This window comes from Xenorhabdus indica (assembly GCF_014467235.1).
GTDB lineage: Bacteria > Pseudomonadota > Gammaproteobacteria > Enterobacterales > Enterobacteriaceae > Xenorhabdus > Xenorhabdus indica.
The window spans coordinates 172,491-196,664 of record NZ_NKHP01000001.1 but is presented as its reverse complement, the minus strand read 5'-3'; the positions used below and the strand labels follow the sequence as shown (position 1 = coordinate 196,664).

3 protein-coding genes are annotated in these 24,174 nt (G+C 53.7%); all 3 read right to left on the bottom strand.

Going from position 1 to position 24,174, the window contains the following annotated elements; translation table 11 throughout:
• Window positions 1-13: 13 nt before the first annotated feature.
• The 3 genes from Xind_RS00595 to Xind_RS00585 are packed head-to-tail and all read right to left on the bottom strand — an operon-like array spanning window position 14 to window position 23,986.
• Complete coding sequence (locus Xind_RS00595; RefSeq protein ID WP_187649256.1) at window positions 14-10,762, bottom strand: non-ribosomal peptide synthetase; 10,749 nt, start codon at window positions 10,760-10,762, stop codon at window positions 14-16.
• A gap of 28 nt (window positions 10,763-10,790) precedes the next feature.
• Window positions 10,791-20,690 (bottom strand): non-ribosomal peptide synthetase, encoded by a 9,900-nt coding sequence (locus Xind_RS00590; RefSeq protein WP_187649255.1) that lies wholly within the window; start codon window positions 20,688-20,690, stop codon window positions 10,791-10,793.
• Window positions 20,691-20,716: 26 nt separating this feature from the next.
• Entirely contained in the window at window positions 20,717-23,986 is a 3,270-nt protein-coding gene (locus Xind_RS00585; protein WP_187649254.1) for a non-ribosomal peptide synthetase, read from the bottom strand.
• Window positions 23,987-24,174: the final 188 nt, after the last annotated feature.

Genomic DNA, 24,174 nt, shown 5'->3' with positions numbered 1-24,174 from the left:
AGGTGGTATCCAGTTAATAATTTTCTTTTGTGGCCATAATGGCTTCCAGTAAGGCCTGACCGACATGTTTGATATGCGGCAACTTCATAATGGATTCATGAGAACCAACAACATGAACAATAGAGAGCTGTTCTGGTGGAATAACATCTTCCCACCCAAGGGCATAGCTGTGCTGCTCATTTTGTTCTGTTGCTCTGAACAAGACGACATGAAGAGGGATTTCTGAAGCAATGTTTGTTGGGGCAATATAGCGATAGGCCGCAACCATAATATTATGATAAAGGCTCAGATAGTAGAGAATATTATCTGAAGGGATTTGAGGTGGCAGTAAATCGTTCTGCTGAGCAAAAGCCAGTAGGGTATTGTAGTCATATTTATCTGTAATCCTTTGTAATTTCTCATCCACATGAGGGGAGATATCTATCTCTTCTGCTAGTACGTTATACAAAGTATTTTTTGCATTAAAGAGTAATCCAGTCTGTTTCTCTTCCTGGGTGAATGTATTTTGATAACTGGCAATCGAATCAATTAATCCTATGAAATTGACAGTTTCTCCTTCGGCTATCAATTGGTTGGCTATTTCATATGCAAGAGTTCCGCCGATTGACCATCCAGCAATCGTGTAAGGTCCCGGTATTTGAGCTTGACGAATAGAGGTAATATACTCTTTAGCCATTTCGCTAAACGTTAATTGAAGATTTTCATCTCCGAATCTATCACTGGCGGTAATTCCATAAATTGTCATGTCTTGATCATGAATATGAGCAGCAAGATCATAGGCATAGTGGATACCACCTCCTGCTGGATGAACAAGAAGCAGTGACGATTCCTCTTTGCCTTGTCGGATAGTGACTATGTTTTTTTGTTGTTCCTGATAGCTGCCGGATAAAAGTTGTTGCAGGTAACAGGCAAGCTTACTGATTGTTGGGTGAAGGAATAGATCTCGTATTGCTATATTGATGTCTAAAGCCCGACGTAAGCGTGTAACAATTTGTAATGTCAGTAGCGAGTGCCCACCGAGTTCGAAGAAATGATCATGCCTTCCGATACGGTCTAATCTGAGGTTTTCTTGCCAGATTTCAGCAATGATATTCTCTATTTCACCGTCAGGAGCTTCATAGTCTTGAGTAATCACAGCAAATGCATCTGGTGATGGTAAAGATTGGCGATCTAACTTACCATTTGGCGTTAGTGGAAATGAATCTAATGTTACAAAAGCATTAGGGATCATGTAGTGAGGCAAACTGGTATGTAAAGTTTCCCGCAATTGTTCCAAATTCAGGGTCATCTCTGGCTGTAAGACCAGATAAGCCACCAGACGCTTATCATGAGTGATATCTTCACGTACCATCACAATCGCTTCTTGGATCCCAGGATAGGCAAGTAGTTTGGCTTCAATTTCACCCAGTTCAATCCGAAAACCACGGATCTTGACTTGAAAATCATTACGTCCGAGATAATCGATAGTACCGTCAGGAAGCCAACGTCCTAAATCTCCTGTTTTATACATTCGTGCATCAACTTGCTCACTGAAAGGATTGTGAACAAAGCGTTCATTGGTAAGTTCTGGACGATTCAAATAACCGCGAGCCACTCCGATACCTCCGATGTGAATTTCACCAACTACTCCAATGGGGACAGGTTGGTTGTGTTGATCAAGTAAATAAATTTGAGTATTGGCGATTGGACGACCAATCGTTATTTGAGATTTCGTGTGATGGTTGATTTGCTCGATCAAAATATTAGTGGATACTGTTGACCAGATAGTTGTTTCTGTTGGTCCATACAGATTCCATAAGCTACTAACTTTTTGTTTTAAACGTTGTGCCAGTTCGTGAGATAGCGCTTCACCACCGCTTAATGCCTTGATGTCTGCACCTATCCATCCAGAATCAAGCAACATTCTCCAGGCGGTAGGTGTGGCCTGTACAATTTTGATGTTATGTAATGCAATGAATGCTGCCAATTGTTCGGGATCTTTGGCTATTCGTGATGACGCTAAGACAATACGGCTGCCGCTGAATAAGGGTAAATAAAGCTCCAGCCCGGCTATATCAAAGCCAATGGTAGTGGAGAAGAGCATTGTGTCGTCAATAGTAATTTGCAATATCTCTTGCATTGAGAGTAGCAGGTTAACCACACTAATATGTTCTATCATTACCCCTTTGGGTAGCCCTGTTGAGCCGGAGGTATACAGTACATACGCTAGATTACGTGATGTAATTCCTAAATCAGAGGCTGACAAATTATAATCTGGCTGATTTCTGATTTTTGCTTGGTACTTACTATCATCCAGTACCAATAAGGGAATTTCTGTATCGAAGAAACGAACTTGCAGGGCATATTGGGTCAGTAATACTACAGGCCGGCTGTCCGACAGCATATAGGACAGTCGTTCAGTAGGATAGTCTGGGTCAAGAGGAACATACCCCGCGCCTGCTTTCAATATGCCTAATAAGCCGATGACCATATCCAGACTGCGCTCAACACAAATTGCCACCCGATCATCTGGGCGTATACCAAGTGAAATTAAATAGTGTGCTAACTGATTAGCTTTTCGGTTCAGTTCGTCGTAACACAATTGTTGATCGCCGTAAATTAAGGCGATAGCCGTAGGCGAATATTCCACTTGTTGCTCAAAGCGTTGGTGGATTAAAACATCTTGCGAATATTCAATATGAGTATTGTTAAATGCTTGCAAGAGTTGGATACGTTCTTCCTGTGGCAAGATGTTCAATTGTCGGCAGGTATGTTCTGGTGAATTTTGCAAAATCTTGACTAAGTCATATAGCACAGTAAGTATGAAGGCGTTAATCCGTTTGGGATCAAGGGATGATACACACTGCATGGTCAGCGTGAATCCCTGTCCAGTATCATCAACTGCCAAACTTAGTGGGTAGTTAGTACGTTCATTAGAACTTAACAGCTCGATACCTTCCTCAGCAGATCGCGTATTCTGATCATTATCATTATTTGGGCTGTGGCGATAATTCAACAGACTGTTAAACAGAGGTAAAGGTGCCTTGACGCCACTGCATTGTTGAGCCAATGAAAGCGGGGCTTGTTCGTGTTCCAATAATTCACTCAATACTTGGTATGTCTGCTGGACAACTTGCTGCACAGTGAAATCGCCTAATTTAATGCGGATGGGAAGTGTATTCATAAACATACCGAGAGTTTTGTCTGAATTGATTACCCCCTGTAAACGCCCCAACAGCACAGTACCAAAAACAACATCATCTCGCCCGCTGCATTGTGCCAGTACTTGTGCCCAGCCGACGTGGAACAGTACTGCTGTACTGACGCCTTGTTGGTGAGCACAATTTCGCAATGCCTGGGCCAGTGATGTTTCTAATTCGAATTCAGTTTCTGCAAAATGTTCACTGTTTTCGCCATGAACTTCCAACAAACCAAAAGGCAAAGTCGGTTCATCAACATCAGCTAAAAGTTGGCGGAAGTAAACTTGATGTTGCTCAAGAGGCACCATGCGGAGCTGAGCGATAAAGTTACGGTAAGGCAAAGGAGGGGGAAGTTGATTGCCTTGCCCCAAGAGTATTGTCTGAATTTCATTGAATATGATCTCCAGTGAGTGATGATCACAAACCAAATGGTGATGTAGCAAGGCCAGCAACCATTTTCCACTATGGGGATCTTTGGCAATGGTGGCTGACAATAATGGAGCCTGTGTGATATTCAGACGTATCAAATGTGGATCAGTATGATGGAGTAATTGCTGCTCAGCCTCACCTTCGGGTGATAATGTCAGTTCGGTAATGGGAAGCTGTGCTTGACGATAAATAACTTGCACGGGTTCAGGAAGATCATTCCAATGAACCGCACTACGTAAGATATCGTGACGGTTGATTATCTGCTGTAGTGCTTGCAAAAATGTCTCCAGCCTTGCACGACAGTCAAAGGCTATCATCATATTGTCCAGATAAATATCACCTTTTGTTTCCAGTAAATGGTGAAACAGAATCCCTTCTTGTAATGGCCCCAGTGGGTAAATATCTTGAATATTGCTAACACCCCCAACCACGTTGGCAACGATTTGATCAATTTGTTCTTGTGTTAGCAATACCAATGGCAACATATCAGGTGTGATAATCTGACTAGCATTTGTGATCAAATTAGGTGGAATGATTTGTGCTGTAGAATCATCAGCGGTCTTATTAATTAGATGGTTTGCCATATCTGCTAAGACGGGAAATGAAAATACGGCACTGACTTGCAATGTAAAGCCGCATTGGCGTAGTTGTTCTATTAGGCTAACGACCAGTAAAGAATGTCCTCCCAATTCAAAAAAGTTATCATGGCGTCCTACTTGCTTCAGTTGTAGCAAATTTTGCCAGATGATGGCTAATTTCTGTTCAGTTGTGTTGGCAGGAGCTTGATATTCACGACTGATGACATCTGTCTGTTTAGGTGTTGGCAATGCCTTGCGATCTATTTTTCCATTTGGGGTAAGTGGGAAAGCATCCAATGTCACAAAGATACTAGGCAGCATATATTCCATTAAATGTGTACCTAATTGTTCACGCAACTGAATGGCATCCGGCGTGATATCTGACTGAGGAATAATATAAGCTACCAGACTGGTATTACCGTCCTTTTCTTCACGCGCTATCACTGCCGCCTCTTTAACCCCCGGGCAGGCCGCCAACTGCGTTTCAATTTCCCCCAGCTCAATGCGGAACCCGCGGATTTTCACCTGAAAATCATTGCGCCCCAGACAGTGGATATGGCCGTCCGGCCGCCAGTGGCCCAGATCCCCGGTGCGGTACATGCGCGCCCCCGGCCGGGCACTGAACGGATCATGGATAAACCGTTCGGCCGTCAGGTCAGGGCGGTTCAGGTAACCGCGGGCAACCCCCGCGCCCCCCACATAAATTTCCCCTGTGACGCCGACAGGCACCGGCCGGCCGTGCGCATCCAGAATATAGAGTTTGCTGTTGGACAGCGGGCGGCCAATCGGGACAGCCGCCACGGGGGGCCCCATCTGCGGGGGCTGGCCGGTGTTATCCCCTGCCCAGACGGTGGCCGTGACAGTGGTTTCCGTGGGCCCATAGGCGTTAAGCCAGCGGCACGGCTGGGTCTCGGGTAAAGCCCGCCAGGTGTGTAAGTGGCGGGCCTCCACTTTTTCGCCGCCCACCGTCACCGTGCGTAAATCAGGGCTGAAAGGGCACCGGCCGGCGGCCAGCTCCTGCACCCACAAGTGCCAGAACGCGGCCGGCACATCCAGAACGGTGATTTTCTGCGCGTGCAAAAACGCGCTGAATGCGCTGTCGGGGACGTGCAGGGCGTCGGGCCGCAGAATTAAAGTGGCCCCGGCGGCGAAGGTCGGGAAGATTTCCGACACCGCGGTATCAAACGCCACCGCGGTAAATTGCAACACCCGGTCGGTGGCAGTCAGGGGGCTGGCCTGCAACTGCGCCGCGACAAAACTTGTCACATGACGGTGTTCAACCATCACCCCTTTCGGTAACCCGGTCGAGCCGGAGGTGTAAATCACGTAGGCCAGATGATGCGGCTGCAATCCCAGCCGGGCCGGTTGCGGGTTGTCAGCCGGAGAGGTCTCCAGGCTGGCCTGCTGGCGGGCTTCATCCAGGCACCAGACAGGCACCGGGGTTTCAGGCAGGTGCGGCTGTAAATGGGTTTGCGTCAGCAGCAAGACCGGGGCACTGTCTGACAACAGATACGCCAGGCGTTCGCGCGGGTGGTCGGTGGCCAGCGGCACATAACCGGCCCCCGCTTTAAGGATCCCCAGTAAACCGATAATCAGGGCGGCACTGCGCCCGGCATAAATCGCCACCCGGTCATCGGGCCGCACGCCGGCGGCGATCAGGGCGTGGGCCAGCTGATTGGCGCGCCGGTTGAGGGCGGCGTAACTGAGTGACGTGTCACCCCCGATCAGGGCGGTGGCGGCCGGTGTGCGGGCCGCCTGCTGCTCAACCGCCTGGTGAAGCAGGCCGGCCGGGGCCGTCACCGCCGCCGGATTAAAGGCCACCAGTAACCGGTGGCGTTCCTCGTCCGGGAGAACATCCAGGGTACGGATAGCCCGGGCCGGGGCGGTGTGCAGGGCGTTCACCAGCTGGCTTAACGCCGCCACCATATACTGGTTAATGCGGGCCGGATTCAGGGAGGACGGGCACTGGGCGGTTAACGCAAACCCGTCCTCAAAGGCATCCACATCCAGCGATAACGGGTAGTTGCTGTATTCTTCGTCGGAAAGAACCTGGATCCCGGCCCAGGCCGGTGAGGCCGCTGGCTCAGGGGCCCGCTGGCTGTGGCGGAAATTGAGTAAGCTGCTGAAAAGGGGCAGGGGGGCCGGAATGCCGCTGCACCGCTGCGCCAGGGCCAGCGGCGTTTGCTCGTGCGCCAGCAGGGCACTGAGCTGCTGATGGGTGGCCTGTACCGCCTGTTGCACCGTGTCATCCTGTAGCCGGATACGGACCGGCAGGGTATTGATGAGCATGCCGAATACCTGAGCCGTCCCGGCCCCGCCCTGCAGGCGCCCCAGTAACACCGTGCCGAACACAATATCGTCCTGCCCGCTGCACAGGGCCAGCACCTGAGCCCAGGCGACATGAAACAAGACCGCGGCACTGACCCCCTGCTGGCGGGCACACGCGGTTATCTGCTGGCTGAGCGCGTCCTCCAGTGGCATAACGGCTTCGGCGATATCGGCCGGGCGGTGTTGGGTCTCGGTCAGGCTGAACGGCAGGGTGGGCGCTGCCACATCCCCCAGCAGTTGCCGGAAGTAAGCCTGGTGGGTTTCAGCCGGCACCGCACGGACTTGGGCAATAAAGTGCCGGTAAGGTAGTGACGGGGGCAGCGTGTCGCCCTGGCCGGCAAGCAGGGCCTGCATTTCATTGAAGATCATTTCCAGCGACAGGTGATCACACACCAGGTGATGGTGTTGCAGGGCCAGCAGCCAGTGGGGGCTGCCGGGCTCCTGCGCGAAGGTGGCGGCCAGTAACGGGGCCCGGGTGATATCCAGGCGGGTGTCCGTCAGGCGGCGTAACTGGTGTTCGCCCGCCTCCCCGGGCACCAGCACGGCTTCGGTCTGGGGCAGGACGGCCCGGCGGTACACCACCTGCACGGGGTCGGGCAGGTCCTGCCAGTGGACCGCACTGCGCAAAATATCATGGCGGGCGATCACCTGTTGCAGGGCCTGTAAGAACTGCGCCAGCCGGGCCCGGCTGTCAAAGCGGATAAACTGGCGGTCCAGGTAGGTGTCACTGCCGGTGTCCAGCAAATAATGGAATAAGATCCCTTCCTGCAGGGGGCCGAGGGGATACATATCTTGCACATTGCGCGCGCCGCCGGCGACCCGGGCGACCACCGCGTCAATCTGGGCCGGGGTCAGTGACACCAGCGGTAACATCGCCGGGGTGATGGCCGGGCAGTCCGGCGGGATCAGGTTGGCAGGCGGGCCGGGTCTGGGGCTGTCCGCCGGGGCCGGGGTCAGTTGCCGGGCCATGGCGGCCAGGGTCGGGGCGGCAAACACGGCGCTGACCGGCAGGGTCCAGCGGTGCTGGCGCAGCTGCTCGATCAACGTGACCACCAGCAACGAATGCCCGCCCAGTTCAAAGAAATTATCGTGACGGCTGACCTGGGCCAGCTGGAGCAGGGTTTGCCACACCGCGGCCAGTTGCTGTTCGGCTTCGCCCTGCGGGGCGGCATAGGCCCGGCTGACACGGGCGGCCCGGTCCGGGGCCGGTAACGCCTGGCGGTCAATTTTGCCGCTCGGGTTAAGCGGAAAGGCGGCCAGGGTCACGAAGGCCCCGGGGATCATATAGCTGGCGAGGTGATGGCTGAGCTGGTCACGCAGGCGGGCCGCATCCAGCGGGCCGGGGGTGTCGGGGACCAAATACGCGACCAGCCGTTTGTCGCCGGGGTCGTCTTCCCGGACGATAACCAGGGCGTCCTTCACCCCGGGGCACGCCCCCAGGTGCGTTTCGATTTCCCCCAGTTCAATGCGGAATCCGCGGAGTTTGACCTGAAAATCATTGCGCCCCAGGTAATGGACCGAGCCCTCCGGCCGCCAGTGGCCCAAATCGCCGGTGCGGTACATACGCGCCCCCGGCACCGGGCGGAAGGGATCGGGGAGAAAGCGTTCCGCGGTCAGCTCAGGGCGGTTCAGGTAGCCGCGGGCCACCCCCTCGCCGCCGATATAGATCTCGCCGGTGACGCCGACCGGCACGGGCTGCCCCTGGGGGTCGAGGATATAGACGGTGGTATTGGCCATCGGCCGGCCGATGGGGATATCGTCCGCGGGCGGGCGCTGGCCGGGCTCATACGGGCAGGCGGTGGCATTGACGGTGGTTTCGGTCGGGCCGTAAATATTAATCCAGCGGCAGGCTTGGGCCGCCGGGTGGGTTAACCAGGCATGCAGGTGGCGCACCTCCGCTTTTTCACCGCTGGCGGCCACCGAGCGCAGGGCGGGCGGCGGTGCGCTGTGCCCCGCCCGGACTTCCTGGGCCCAGAGATGCCAGAACGCGGTGGGCAAATCGACCACCGTGATGCGGTGGGTGTGCAGAAAGGTGACAAAGTCGGTATCCGGCACTTTCAGGCGGGCCGGGCGTAAGACCAGGGTGGCGCCCACCGCCAGGGTGGGGAAGATTTCGGCCACGGAATTATCAAACCCGAAGGAAGCGAATTGCAGTACCCGGTCATGCGGGGTCAGGGCGGTGAGCTGGATTTGTGCCTGAATAAAATTCACCACCTGCCGGTGCTCAACCATCACCCCTTTCGGCTGGCCGGTGGAGCCGGAAGTGTACAGCACATACGCCAGATGGGCGGGCGTAAGGCCGGTTTCCGTGTGGGCAGGATTGGTTTGCGGGTGACGGGCGATAGCCGTGTGGGGGGCGGCGCTGTCCAGGACCCAAATGGGCAGGCCGGTACCGGCCAGTCGCGCGCGCAGGTGACACTGGGTCAGTATCAGGAGCGGCTGGCTGTCTGTCAGCAGATAGATTAACCGGTCGGTGGGGTAGTCGGGATCGAGCGGTACGTAACTGGCGCCGGCCTTTAAGATGGCCAGCATCCCGATAATCATCTCCAGGCTGCGGTCGGCACACAGGGCGATACGGTCATCCGGGCGGATCCCCGTGGCCCGGAGGGCATGGGCCAGTTGATTGGCCTGCCGGTTTAAGGCGGCATAACTGAGCTGGCCCGCTTCGCTCACCAGGGCCGGGGCCGCGGGGGTGGCGGCAGCCTGCTGTTCAATCAGCTGGTGGATAAGCGTCTCCCGCGGGGAGTCTGTGGCGGTGGCGTTAAACTGGACCAGCACTTGGTGGCGCTGGGCCGGGGTCAGCAGCGGCAGGGCGTTCACGGGCTGGCGGTCATCGGCGGCCATTGCCGTTAAAATCTGGGTCAGGTAGCCGCTGAGGCGTTCGATGGTCGCCCGCCCGAACAGGTCGGTGGCGTATTCCAGATCCCCTGAGATCCCCTCGGCGGTTTCGTTCAGGGATAACGTCAGGTCAAACTGGGCCTGGCTGCGGGGGGCGGGCATCTCGGTCAGGGTTAAGCCGGGTAAGTCGAACCGCTGATGTTTGGGGGTGTTATCCAGGGCAAACATCACCTGAAAGATCGGGCTGTGGCTCAGGCTGCGCGGGGGTTGCAGGGCTTCGACCAGCTGTTCAAACGGCAGATCCTGGTGGGCATAGGCCGCCACCGTATGGGCTTTTACCCGGGCCAGTAGGGCCTGCACACTGGGATTATCGTCCACCGTGACCCTTAAGGCCAGGGTGTTGACAAAGAAACCGATTAACGGCTCTAACGCACTGTGCTGCCGGTTTGCCACGGGGGTGCCAATCACGATATCCGGCTGGCCGCTTAAGCGGGCCAGTAAAATCCCCCAGCCGGTCAGCAGGGTCATAAACAGGGTTGTGCCGTGGCGCTGGCTTAAGGCTTTTAAGGCGGCCACAAGGGACGGGGATAAGGTAAAGGGGAGCAGATCGCCCCGGTAGCTTTGCACGGCGGGCCGGGGGTGATCGGTGGGCAAGGCCAGTAACGCCGGCGTGCCGTGTAACGCCTGGCGCCAGAAGGCCAGCTGCGTTTCCAGTACCGTCCCCTGTAACCATTGCCGCTGCCACAGCGCATAATCAGCATACTGCACGGGCAGTGGCGGCAGCGGATCGGGTTGCCCGCGGGTAAAGGCGCGGTAAAGCGTGGCCAGTTCATGCAGCAGGATATTCAGGGACCAGCCATCCGTAATAATGTGGTGCTGGGTTAACAGCAGGCGGTGCTGGTGGTCGGCGAGTTTCAGGAGTTGCGCGCGTATCAGGGGGCCGTGACTAAAATCGAAGGGCTGGGAGGCTTCCCCGTCAGTGACGGCCTCAACAGCGGCATGCTGGTCGGCGGCCGGTAACTGGCTGAAATCGTGTACCGTCAGGGCAAACCCGCAGTCCGGGTGGCCGATAATTTGCCGGGCCTGCCCGTCGACCCGCCGGAAGGTGGTGCGCAGGATTTCATGCCGGGCGACCAGGCGATCGAACGCCGCTGTGAGGGCGGGCAGATCCAGGACGCCATGCAGGTGTAAACTATCTGACACGTGATAGGCGGTTTGGGCCGCGGGGTCGAGTTGCGCTAAAAACCATAAACGCTGCTGTGCCCAGGAGAGTGGTAATTCCTGTTTCGGATCGGTTCTACTGACTAGCTGATATTTTTCTTCAATTTGCTTATCTGGAATTCTTCCTTTCAGTTTTTTCTGAAGTACTGCCTGCTTTAACTGATTTAGTCTTTGTTCGTTATTATTCATTTTGTTCTTTTGCCCATTTTGTTCACTATTAATCTTCACGTAACATGGCAAGCAACTCATCCTCAGACAGATCATCCAGTTCTTGTTGTATGGAACTGATATCTTGTTGTATTGATGAAATAAGTTCAGCAAGTTGAGATAGAGTTGAATGACGGAAGATATCTGCAACCGATATATCAAGATGGAATGTGTTACGCAGGTGCCTGGATAACTGCATGATCGAAAGCGAGTTTCCTCCTAATACAAAGAAATCATCATGGCGTCCGGCTTGGTCTAACCCTAATAAATCCTGCCAAATTGTGGCAAGTTGTTGCTCAATTTCGCCTTGAGGAATTTCATATGTATGGACAGCAATAGAGGAGTGATCCGGCGCAGGCAGTGCTTGACGATCCAGCTTTCCATTTGCGGTGAGAGGTAAGGTATCCAGTATCATATAAGCTTGAGGAAGCATGTACTCCATCAAGTGACGACTGAGTTGTTCACGCAGTCCATTGGGATCTAAAGAAATATTGGGTTGTGGGACTAGATAAGCGACTAGACATTGATCTCCTGTTGTATTTTCACGTGCAATCACTGCCGCCTCTTTAACCCCCGGGCAGGCCGCCAATTGTGTTTCAATTTCCCCCAGCTCAATGCGGAACCCGCGGATTTTCACCTGAAAATCATTGCGCCCCAGACAGTGGATATGGCCGTCCGGCCGCCAGTGGCCCAGATCCCCGGTGCGGTACATGCGCGCCCCCGGCCGGGCACTGAACGGATCATGGATAAACCGTTCGGCCGTCAGGTCAGGGCGGTTCAGGTAACCGCGGGCAACCCCCGCGCCCCCCACATAAATTTCCCCCGTGACGCCGACAGGCACCGGCCGGCCGTGCGCATCCAGAATATAGAGTTTGCTGTTGGACAGCGGGCGGCCAATCGGGACAGCCGCCACGGGGGGCCCCATCTGCGGGGGCTGGCCGGTGTTATCCCCTGCCCAGATGGTGGCCGTGACAGTGGTTTCCGTGGGCCCATAGGCGTTAAGCCAGCGGCACGGCTGGGTCTCGGGTAAAGCCCGCCAGGTGTGTAAGTGGCGGGCCTCCACTTTTTCGCCGCCCACCGTCACCGTGCGTAAATCAGGGCTGAAAGGGCACCGGCCGGCAGCCAGCTCCTGCACCCACAAGTGCCAGAACGCGGCCGGCACATCCAGAACGGTGATTTTCTGCGCGTGCAAAAACGCGCTGAATGCGCTGTCGGGGATGTGCAGGGCGTCGGGCCGCAGAATTAAAGTGGCCCCGGCGGCGAAGGTCGGGAAGATTTCCGACACCGCGGTATCAAACGCCACCGCGGTAAATTGCAACACCCGGTCGGTGGCAGTCAGGGGGCTGGCCTGCAACTGCGCCGCGACAAAACTTGTCACATGACGGTGTTCAACCATCACCCCTTTCGGTAACCCGGTCGAGCCGGAGGTGTAAATCACGTAGGCCAGATGATGCGGCTGCAATCCCAGCCGGGCCGGTTGCGGGTTGTCAGCCGGAGAGGTCTCCAGGCTGGCCTGCTGGCGGGCTTCATCCAGGCACCAGACAGGCACCGGGGTTTCAGGCAGGTGCGGCTGTAAATGGGTTTGCGTCAGCAGCAAGACCGGGGCACTGTCTGACAACAGATACGCCAGGCGTTCGCGCGGGTGGTCGGTGGCCAGCGGCACATAACCGGCCCCCGCTTTAAGGATCCCCAGTAAACCGATAATCAGGGCGGCACTGCGCCCGGCATAAATCGCCACCCGGTCATCGGGCCGCACGCCGGCGGCGATCAGGGCGTGGGCCAGCTGATTGGCGCGCCGGTTGAGGGCGGCGTAACTGAGTGACGTGTCACCCCCGATCAGGGCGGTGGCGGCCGGTGTGCGGGCCGCCTGCTGCTCAACCGCCTGGTGAAGCAGGCCGGCCGGGGCCGTCACCGCCGCCGGATTAAAGGCCACCAGTAACCGGTGGCGTTCCTCGTCCGGGAGAACATCCAGGGTACGGATAGCCCGGGCCGGGGCGGTGTGCAGGGCGTTCACCAGCTGGCTTAACGCCGCCACCATATACTGGTTAATGCGGGCCGGATTCAGGGAGGACGGGCACTGGGCGGTTAACGCAAACCCGTCCTCAAAGGCATCCACATCCAGCGATAACGGGTAGTTGCTGTATTCTTCGTCGGAAAGAACCTGGATCCCGGCCCAGGCCGGTGAGGCCGCTGGCTCAGGGGCCCGCTGGCTGTGGCGGAAATTGAGTAAGCTGCTGAAAAGGGGCAGGGGGGCCGGAATGCCGCTGCACCGCTGCGCCAGGGCCAGCGGCGTTTGCTCGTGCGCCAGCAGGGCACTGAGCTGCTGATGGGTGGCCTGTACCGCCTGTTGCACCGTGTCATCCTGTAGCCGGATACGGACCGGCAGGGTATTGATGAGCATGCCGAATACCTGAGCCGTCCCGGCCCCGCCCTGCAGGCGCCCCAGTAACACCGTGCCGAACACAATATCGTCCTGCCCGCTGCACAGGGCCAGCACCTGAGCCCAGGCGACATGAAACAAGACCGCGGCACTGACCCCCTGCTGGCGGGCACACGCGGTTATCTGCTGGCTGAGCGCGTCCTCCAGTGGCATAACGGCTTCGGCGATATCGGCCGGGCGGTGTTGGGTCTCGGTCAGGCTGAACGGCAGGGTGGGCGCTGCCACATCCCCCAGCAGTTGCCGGAAGTAAGCCTGGTGGGTTTCAGCCGGCACCGCACGGACTTGGGCAATAAAGTGCCGGTAAGGTAGTGACGGGGGCAGCGTGTCGCCCTGGCCGGCAAGCAGGGCCTGCATTTCATTGAAGATCATTTCCAGCGACAGGTGATCACACACCAGGTGATGGTGTTGCAGGGCCAGCAGCCAGTGGGGGCTGCCGGGCTCCTGCGCGAAGGTGGCGGCCAGTAACGGGGCCCGGGTGATATCCAGGCGGGTGTCCGTCAGGCGGCGTAACTGGTGTTCGCCCGCCTCCCCGGGCACCAGCACGGCTTCGGTCTGGGGCAGGACGGCCCGGCGGTACACCACCTGCACGGGGTCGGGCAGGTCCTGCCAGTGGACCGCACTGCGCAAAATATCATGGCGGGCGATCACCTGTTGCAGGGCCTGTAAGAACTGCGCCAGCCGGGCCCGGCTGTCAAAGCGGATAAACTGGCGGTCCAGGTAGGTGTCACTGCCGGTGTCCAGCAAATAATGGAATAAGATCCCTTCCTGCAGGGGGCCGAGGGGATACATATCTTGCACATTGCGCGCGCCGCCGGCGACCCGGGCGACCACCGCGTCAATCTGGGCCGGGGTCAGTGACACCAGCGGTAACATCGCCGGGGTGATGGCCGGGCAGTCCGGCGGGATCAGGTTGGCAGGCGGGCCGGGTCTGGGGCTGTCCGCCGGGGCCGGGGTCAGTTGCCGGGCCATGGCGGCCAGGGTCGGGGCGGCAAACACGGCGCTGACCGGCAGGGTCCAGCGGTGCTGGCGCAGCTGCTCGATCAACGTGACCACCAGCAACGAATGCCCGCCCAGTTCAAAGAAATTATCGTGACGGCTGACCTGGGCCAGCTGGAGCAGGGTTTGCCACACCGCGGCCAGTTGCTGTTCGGCTTCGCCCTGCGGGGCGGCATAGGCCCGGCTGACACGGGCGGCCCGGTCCGGGGCCGGTAACGCCTGGCGGTCAATTTTGCCGCTCGGGTTAAGCGGAAAGGCGGCCAGGGTCACGAAGGCCCCGGGGATCATATAGCTGGCGAGGTGATGGCTGAGCTGGTCACGCAGGCGGGCCGCATCCAGCGGGCCGGGGGTGTCGGGGACCAAATACGCGACCAGCCGTTTGTCGCCGGGGTCGTCTTCCCGGACGATAACCAGGGCGTCCTTCACCCCGGGGCACGCCCCCAGGTGCGTTTCGATTTCCCCCAGTTCAATGCGGAATCCGCGGAGTTTGACCTGAAAATCATTGCGCCCCAGGTAATGGACCGAGCCCTCCGGCCGCCAGTGGCCCAAATCGCCGGTGCGGTACATACGCGCCCCCGGCACCGGGCGGAAGGGATCGGGGAGAAAGCGTTCCGCGGTCAGCTCAGGGCGGTTCAGGTAGCCGCGGGCCACCCCCTCGCCGCCGATATAGATCTCGCCGGTGACGCCGACCGGCACGGGCTGCCCCTGGGGGTCGAGGATATAGACGGTGGTATTGGCCATCGGCCGGCCGATGGGGATATCGTCCGCGGGCGGGCGCTGGCCGGGCTCATACGGGCAGGCGGTGGCATTGACGGTGGTTTCGGTCGGGCCGTAAATATTAATCCAGCGGCAGGCTTGGGCCGCCGGGTGGGTTAACCAGGCATGCAGGTGGCGCACCTCCGCTTTTTCACCGCTGGCGGCCACCGAGCGCAGGGCGGGCGGCGGTGCGCTGTGCCCCGCCCGGACTTCCTGGGCCCAGAGATGCCAGAACGCGGTGGGCAAATCGACCACCGTGATGCGGTGGGTGTGCAGAAAGGTGACAAAGTCGGTATCCGGCACTTTCAGGCGGGCCGGGCGTAAGACCAGGGTGGCGCCCACCGCCAGGGTGGGGAAGATTTCGGCCACGGAATTATCAAACCCGAAGGAAGCGAATTGCAGTACCCGGTCATGCGGGGTCAGGGCGGTGAGCTGGATTTGTGCCTGAATAAAATTCACCACCTGCCGGTGCTCAACCATCACCCCTTTCGGCTGGCCGGTGGAGCCGGAAGTGTACAGCACATACGCCAGATGGGCGGGCGTAAGGCCGGTTTCCGTGTGGGCAGGATTGGTTTGCGGGTGACGGGCGATAGCCGTGTGGGGGGCGGCGCTGTCCAGGACCCAAATGGGCAGGCCGGTACCGGCCAGTCGCGCGCGCAGGTGACACTGGGTCAGTATCAGGAGCGGCTGGCTGTCTGTCAGCAGATAGATTAACCGGTCGGTGGGGTAGTCGGGATCGAGCGGTACGTAACTGGCGCCGGCCTTTAAGATGGCCAGCATCCCGATAATCATCTCCAGGCTGCGGTCGGCACACAGGGCGATACGGTCATCCGGGCGGATCCCCGTGGCCCGGAGGGCATGGGCCAGTTGATTGGCCTGCCGGTTTAAGGCGGCATAACTGAGCTGGCCCGCTTCGCTCACCAGGGCCGGGGCCGCGGGGGTGGCGGCAGCCTGCTGTTCAATCAGCTGGTGGATAAGCGTCTCCCGCGGGGAGTCTGTGGCGGTGGCGTTAAACTGGACCAGCACTTGGTGGCGCTGGGCCGGGGTCAGCAGCGGCAGGGCGTTCACGGGCTGGCGGTCATCGGCGGCCATTGCCGTTAAAATCTGGGTCAGGTAGCCGCTGAGGCGTTCGATGGTCGCCCGCCCGAACAGGTCGGTGGCGTATTCCAGATCCCCTGAGATCCCCTCGGCGGTTTCGTTCAGGGATAACGTCAGGTCAAACTGGGCCTGGCTGCGGGGGGCGGGCATCTCGGTCAGGGTTAAGCCGGGTAAGTCGAACCGCTGATGTTTGGGGGTGTTATCCAGGGCAAACATCACCTGAAAGATCGGGCTGTGGCTCAGGCTGCGCGGGGGTTGCAGGGCTTCGACCAGCTGTTCAAACGGCAGATCCTGGTGGGCATAGGCCGCCACCGTATGGGCTTTTACCCGGGCCAGTAGGGCCTGCACACTGGGATTATCGTCCACCGTGACCCTTAAGGCCAGGGTGTTGACAAAGAAACCGATTAACGGCTCTAACGCACTGTGCTGCCGGTTTGCCACGGGGGTGCCAATCACGATATCCGGCTGGCCGCTTAAGCGGGCCAGTAAAATCCCCCAGCCGGTCAGCAGGGTCATAAACAGGGTTGTGCCGTGGCGCTGGCTTAAGGCTTTTAAGGCGGCCACAAGGGACGGGGATAAGGTAAAGGGGAGCAGATCGCCCCGGTAGCTTTGCACGGCGGGCCGGGGGTGATCGGTGGGCAAGGCCAGCAAGGCCGGCGTGCCGTGTAACGCCTGGCGCCAGAAGGCCAGCTGCGTTTCCAGTACCGTCCCCTGTAACCATTGCCGCTGCCACAGCGCATAATCAGCATACTGCACGGGCAGTGGCGGCAGCGGATCGGGTTGCCCGCGGGTAAAGGCGCGGTAAAGCGTGGCCAGTTCATGCAGCAGGATATTCAGGGACCAGCCATCCGTAATAATGTGGTGCTGGGTTAACAGCAGGCGGTGCTGGTGGTCGGCGAGTTTCAGGAGTTGCGCGCGTATCAGGGGGCCGTGACTAAAATCGAAGGGCTGGGAGGCTTCCCCGTCAGTGACGGCCTCAACAGCGGCATGCTGGTCGGCGGCCGGTAACTGGCTGAAATCGTGTACCGTCAGGGCAAACCCGCAGTCCGGGTGGCCGATAATTTGCCGGGCCTGCCCGTCGACCCGCCGGAAGGTGGTGCGCAGAATTTCGTGCCGGGCGACCAGGCGATCGAACGCCGCTGTGAGGGCGGGCAGATCCAGGACGCCATGCAGGTGTAAACCTCCTGATACGTGATAGGCGGTTTGGGCCGCGGTGTCGAGTTGCGCTAAAAACCATAAACGCTGCTGCGCCCAGGAGAGTGGTAATGGCTCTTGGCGGCTGACAGGTATAATATCGGGTTGAATTGACTGAGTTTCTATGACCAAAGTTTGTGCTAAGTCAGCTAATGTTGGTTGAAGAAACAGATTTTGCAGCGTGACATTAATATTCAGAGTCTGACGTAAGCGAGATGCTACCTGTACCGTCAATAAAGAGTGTCCACCTAGCTCAAAGAAATTGTCATGGCGTCCGACTTGCTTCAGGCCCAATAAGTTTTGCCAAATCTCTGCCAGTTGTTGTTCAATTTCTCCCTGTGGTGCGGCGTATTCATGGGTAACACTGGCGGAGCGATCAGGGATGGGCAGGGCTGCTCGGTCTACTTTACCACTCTGATTTAGTGGGAAGGCTTCCAGTGTAACGAAAGCACTGGGGATCATATAGCTGGCGAGGTTATTGCTGAGTTGTTCACGTAGGCTGGCAACATTTAGAATAGTATTGGGTTGGGGGATTAAATAAGCAACTAACCGTTTATCCCCATTATCATCCTCCCTTGCGATAACGATGGCATCTTTAACCCCTATGCAAGCAACTAACTGCGTTTCAATTTCACCCAATTCAATACGGAATCCCCGAATTTTGACCTGAAAGTCATTGCGCCCCAGATAATGGATATTACCATCAGGCTGCCAACGGCCTAAGTCACCCGTGTGATACATGCGTGCTTCTGGCTTATTGCTGAATGGATCGTAAAGAAACCGCTCAGATGTCAGATCAGGTCGGTTCAAATAGCCACGAGCAACACCATCCCCGCCGATATATATCTCCCCGGTGACACCGACAGGAACGGGTTGACCCTGTTTGTCCAGAATATAGATGCGGGTATTGGTAATGGGGCAGCCGATGGGAATATCTTCAAAAGGACAAGGGTTATCTTTATCAAACACACTTGAGGTTGCGTTGACGGTGGTTTCTGTCGGGCCATAGGTATTAATCCAACGGCACTTTTGTGTCCCTGGGCTGGATAACCAGGCTTTCAGATGACGAGATTCTGCTTTTTCGCCTCCGGCGGCGACAGAACGTAATTGTTTGGGAGGATAACTATAACCGTTGTTGATTTCTTGAGCCCATAAGTGCCAGAAGGCAGTGGGTAAATCGACAACGGTGATATTATTTTCTTGCAGAAAAGTGATAAATTCTGCATCCGGCACTTTGATGTGAGCCGGACGTAAGATCAATGTAGCGCCAACAGCAAGGGTTGGAAATATTTCCGCGACTGAATTATCAAACCCAAATGAAGCAAATTGCAGTACACGGTCATATTGCGTCAATTTTGTCATCTGTATATGAGCATGAATTAAGTGTACTACGTTTCGGTGCTCAATCATGACTCCCTTAGGCAATCCCGTGGAGCCGGAAGTGTACAGCACATAAGCCAGATTTGAGGGTGTTAGCCCTGATTGAGTGATTGAGATATTGTCTCGGGGTTGGCTGGCAATATGGGTTTGATGTTCTGTGCTGTCCAGTGCCCAAATTGGCAGGTCGATACTGGTTAGTCGCGCGCTAAGATGACGTTGAGTCAGAATGAGTGCTGGCTGGCTGTCTGACAGCATATAGATTAACCGTTCTGTAGGATGTTCTGGATCGAGCGGAACATAGCTGGCTCCCGCCTTCAAAATCCCTAACAGACCGATGATCATTTCCAGACTACGTTCGACACAAATGGCTATCCGCTCATCTGGGCACACTCCCGCTGCTCTGATGGCATACGCCAGTTGATTGGCATGTCGGTTTAATTCAGCGTAACTGAGTTGACCTTCTTCCCCAATCAGGGCAATGGCATCTGGCCTGGATGCAGCCTGCTGCTCAATTAATTGATGAATAAGTCTATCCTGCTGGTAGTCTTGTGCAGAGAGATTAAAATTGGTCAGTAGTTGATCGCGTTGCGGTGACGTCAGCAACGGGAGAGTTTCTATTTGCTGGTTGTCATCGGCGATCATCGCCTCTAATAGAGTTTGTAGGTGACCGGCCATGCGTTCAATACTGGCGTGTTCAAAAATATCGCTGGAATATTCCAAATCACCAACCAAACCTTGATCTGTATCATTCAGAGATAAGGTGAGATCGAAGTAGGTGCTATTTCTGATATGTGACAGTTCTTTCACGTGTAATCCAGATAGCTCGAAACTTTGCTGCCCTGGCGTATTGTCCAAAGCCAGCATGACTTGAAAGATAGGGCTATGGCTTAGATTACGTGGCGGTTTTAACACTTCTACCAACTGTTCGAATGGCAAATCTTGATGTGCATAAGCACTCAAAGCTTGATGTTTCACCCGATTCAATAATTCACTGATACTGGGGTTATCACTTAATTGAATACGTAAAGCTAACGTATTAACGAAGAAACCGATTAATGGCTCTAGTTCGTGTTGTTGTCGATTGGCAACGGGAGTGCCAATCACGAGATCGTGCTGACCACTGATGCGAGAAAGCAACACCGACCAGCCTGCCAGTAGGGTCATAAATAAGGTCGTACCGTGGCGTTGACTAAATGCTTTTAATGCTGTGCTTAAGGTGGGTGAAAAGGCGACATTAACGCGGTTGCCCGTATAACTCTGTTTTATCGGGCGTGGTTTGTCTGTAGGTAACTCCAGCAGTATTGGCGCACCTTGCAATTCATTGCGCCAGTAATTCAATAAATTTTCCAGAACGTTCCCTTGCAACCACTGATGTTGCCAAAGGGTGTAATCAATATACTGGAGCGGTAATTCAGGTAATGGATCAACGAGCTCCTGGCAGAAAGCGTGATAAAGGGTGGATAGCTCATATATCAATACATTAACTGACCAGCCATCCGAGATAATATGGTGCTGTGTTAACAGTAGGATGTGCTCATCTTCTGCTAAACGAAGCAAATGCCCTCTGAACAACGGCCCTTGGGTAAAATCAAAAGGAGTGATGGCCTCGTATCGGGCGCACTTTTCTACCGTAGTTTGTTTTTCTGACTCAGGTAAGTGACTGATATCTTCAGTCGTTAAAGCAAAACCACCGTTGGCATCTGCGATAACTTGCCGGGCAGTACCTTCAATCGACACAAAAGTTGTTCGCAGGATTTCATGGCGAGCCACAATCCTATCCAACGCAGCCTTAAGCGCATTTTGATTCAGGAGGCCCTGTAGGTGAAGCCCTGTTGACATATGGTAGGCTGTTTGTGCCGCAAGATCGAGTTGAGTTAAAAACCAAAGGCGTTGTTGTGCCCAAGATAATGGAATATCACCCTCACGAGGTTGTACAGTAATTGATGTTCTCTGTGTATATTGACGAGTTAGCTTCGCTGCTTTAGCTGATTCAAGTAATTTTTCACGTTCCGCTAATGGTAAAGAATTTAATTCATTATTATTCATACTTAAGTACCATTTAAGGTTGATGTTTAATTCATGGATTTGTAAATACTTTTTAGTAATTCAGCGTCAAATTGCAGTAATTGAGCATCGACAATACACTCTTTAAGTTGGCTGAGGGTGGGGTGCGAAAACAGTTGCTGAACAGAAAGCTCTACACCAAATATTTCCCATATTCTTGATTGTTGCTGTAGGACTAATAGTGAATTCCCGCCAAGTTCGAAGAAATTGTCATGGCGTCCTATGCGTTTAATTTTCAGTAATATTTGCCAAATATTGGCTAATTGTTCTTCAATTTCACCTTGTGGCGCGACATATTCTTGTGTGATTACTGCTGAATGATCGGGGACTGGCAGTGCTCGGCGATCCAACTTACCATTCAGGGTCAATGGAAAAGCATCCAGTGTGACAAATGCACTGGGGATCATATAATCAGGCAGATTAATGCTCAGTTGTTCCCGCAGCTTGGGAATGCTCAAGGTGATATCTGATTCAGGTATAAGGTAAGCAATTAATCGTTTATCTGTAGCGTCGTATTCATGCACGACAACAATGGCACGTTGAACACCAGCACATTGAGTCAGGCAGGTTTCAATTTCGCCTAATTCAATCCGGTTTCCTCGTATCTTGACCTGAAAATCATTACGCCCCAGATAATCGATACTTCCATCAGGCAACCATCGCCCTAAATCTCCTGTCTTATACATTCTTGCATCTTTGTTGTTGCTAAATGGATCAGGAATAAAACGTTCTGTTGTCAACTCTGGACGATTTAAATAGCCACGGGCAACGCCAATACCACCGATATAGATTTCTCCCGTAATGCCGATGGGTACAGGTTGCTCATATTTATCAAGAATATAGATTTTCGTATTGGCAATAGGGTAACCAATTGGCACTGAAGCGGAATATTTGTCTGATCCACAACGCCAGGAGGTGACATCGATAGCGGCTTCAGTTGGGCCATATAAATTATGCAGCTCACTGTGAGGTAAATGAGATAAGCATTTCTGTTGCAGAGAGTATGGCAGTGCTTCTCCACTGCATAAAATTTGACGCAAAGAAGGGCAACGCTTTGCTGGAATATGATGAATGAAACTGTGCAGCATGGAAGGAACAAAGTGAATAGTTGTAATACCACGGAGTTCAATTTCTTCCAGCAAATAGACGGGGTCTTTATGGCCATTAGGGCGTGCTATGACTAACTGAGCGCCAGAGAGCAGAGGCAGGAAAAATTCCCATACTGAAACATCGAAACTGAACGGCGTTTTTTGCAATACACGATCATGTTGATTCAATTGGTATTCGTCTTTAGCCCATAGCAGACGGTTTACAACGCCACGATGCTCATTCATAACCCCTTTGGGCAGACCAGTTGAACCAGAAGTGTAGAGTACATAGGCTAAGTGGCGGGATGTCAGGCCTAATTCGGTAACTGATAAATTATTTTCCTCCTGCACAGTCATTTTTGTTTGAAATTCTTCACTTCCCCATCGCCATACAGGAATATTTGTTTCTGGTAAATGTCTTTTCAGATTTTGATGAGTCAATACGAGTATTGGATTACTATCTGATAATATGTGATTCAGACGATCTGTCGGATATTCAGGATCGAGAGGTACATAGGCGGCACCTGCTTTGAGTATTCCTAGCAAACCAACCACCATATCCGCACTGCGTTCCATGCAAATGGCGATACGGTCATCTGGGCAAACACCAAATTTAACCAAAGCATGGGCTAATTGATTGGCTTGTCGGTTTAATTCAGCATAACTTAATTTATGGTTATCATAAATTAGGGCAATTGCGTTTGGCGTGCGGGTGACTTGCTGTTCTACCAGTTGGTGAATCAAAGTTTGTTGAGGAAAGGCTTTATTTGTTGTATTGAAATTACAGAGAATTTGTTGACGTTCTTGCTCATTCATCAGTGGCAAATGGTCAATTTTTTGTTGTTCGTTATCAGCCATTGCAGTAAGCAAAACGAAGAAATTTTTCATGAGTTGATGGATTAACTCAGTATCGAACAACTGGGGATCGTAATGGAAATAACACCGAATTTGTGTGTTGACCTCTAATATATTAAGCATCAAAGGGACGGGAGTATCAGCATAAAGGGGATAGGAAAAAGGCTGTAATTCTGCACCTCCCCAATGTACTGTCGTACGATTATCTTCGTCCATCCATAGCAATAATAAGTCACCAATATATCGAGGTTGTTGAAAAGTCATCAAAGTCTGGAAAACGGGATGAGTTTCTGCATGGCGTTGTAATTTTAGTTGCTCCAGTACCTTAGCAAAGGGATATTTTTGATTTTCAATAGCCTGACGGATGCTTTTCTGAGCTTGGAGAATATGCTCACGAACGTTCATATCACCGTCAATTTGACCACGTAATGCGACTGGATTAACAAATTCACCGACCAATTTTCCCCAATGTGCACGGCTTCGCCCCGGCATCATTGAGCCTATAATAATATCGTTCTGTTCTGTGTAGCGATTCAATAAGATTTGGTATGCAGCCAGAAAAATAGCAAACAGACTGTTGCCATATTCAGAAGCCATAGTGCGGAGTTTATTCGCCAATATATCTGGAATCAGGCGAGAAATTGTGATTTTATCGGTTAATGGTGTTGGTGTATTTTTAAGAGAGACATTTTCTGTTGACCATTTTATGTTTGGCCACTGTAGTGTATTCAGATGACCAGCCAAATGATTACGCCAGAAATTTTGTTGTTTTTTTGCACTGTTACTGTTCAGCCATCGCTGCTGCCATGTAACATAGTCTTGAAAACTATGCTCTGATATTGGTTCTAAGGTTTGTGAGGCTAAGACACGGCCTAATTCTTCCAATAATAACCAATAAGACCAGCCATCAACTGCCAGATGGTCAAAAGTTAGTACCATGATGCTTTCTTCGGGATGGTATTGATACCAACTGGCATAAATCCGCAATGGGTGCTCCAAATCGAAAGGATGCCAGCAATCACTGCGTATTCGTTGTTGCAGCGTATTTTCGTCGAGATATTTAGCATTATGTTGTTGGATCTGTATTTCAACATGCTCTGCAATACGGTATCCCAACTTGCCATCGTATAGTCCAAAGCTAGACCGTAACATAGGATGTCGTTTTATCAGATGATTGATTGCAGTTTCTAAACGTTCAACAGTTAAACCCTTAACCCGTGCACAAAATGCACTATTATTTTTTCCCCGTTGGGTTGGATTAATTTGATATTGAAACCAACGACTATTCTGAGCTTCAGATAAGGAAAATAGTTTCATATTTTCAGGGTGATTCACTTTATATAGCTCCCTTTTTTTATATGCATATTAAAAAATATAATAATTGAACTATTAAATTAGAAATGACCTTTACACTTAGATAAAATGTTTGTGGAATACTCAAAAAATAGCAAAAAACTGACCCAGTCTGTTGCGAGAAAATACCGGCTTTTTTCATTTTGAACTGTTATTCCCCCGACAGAGAG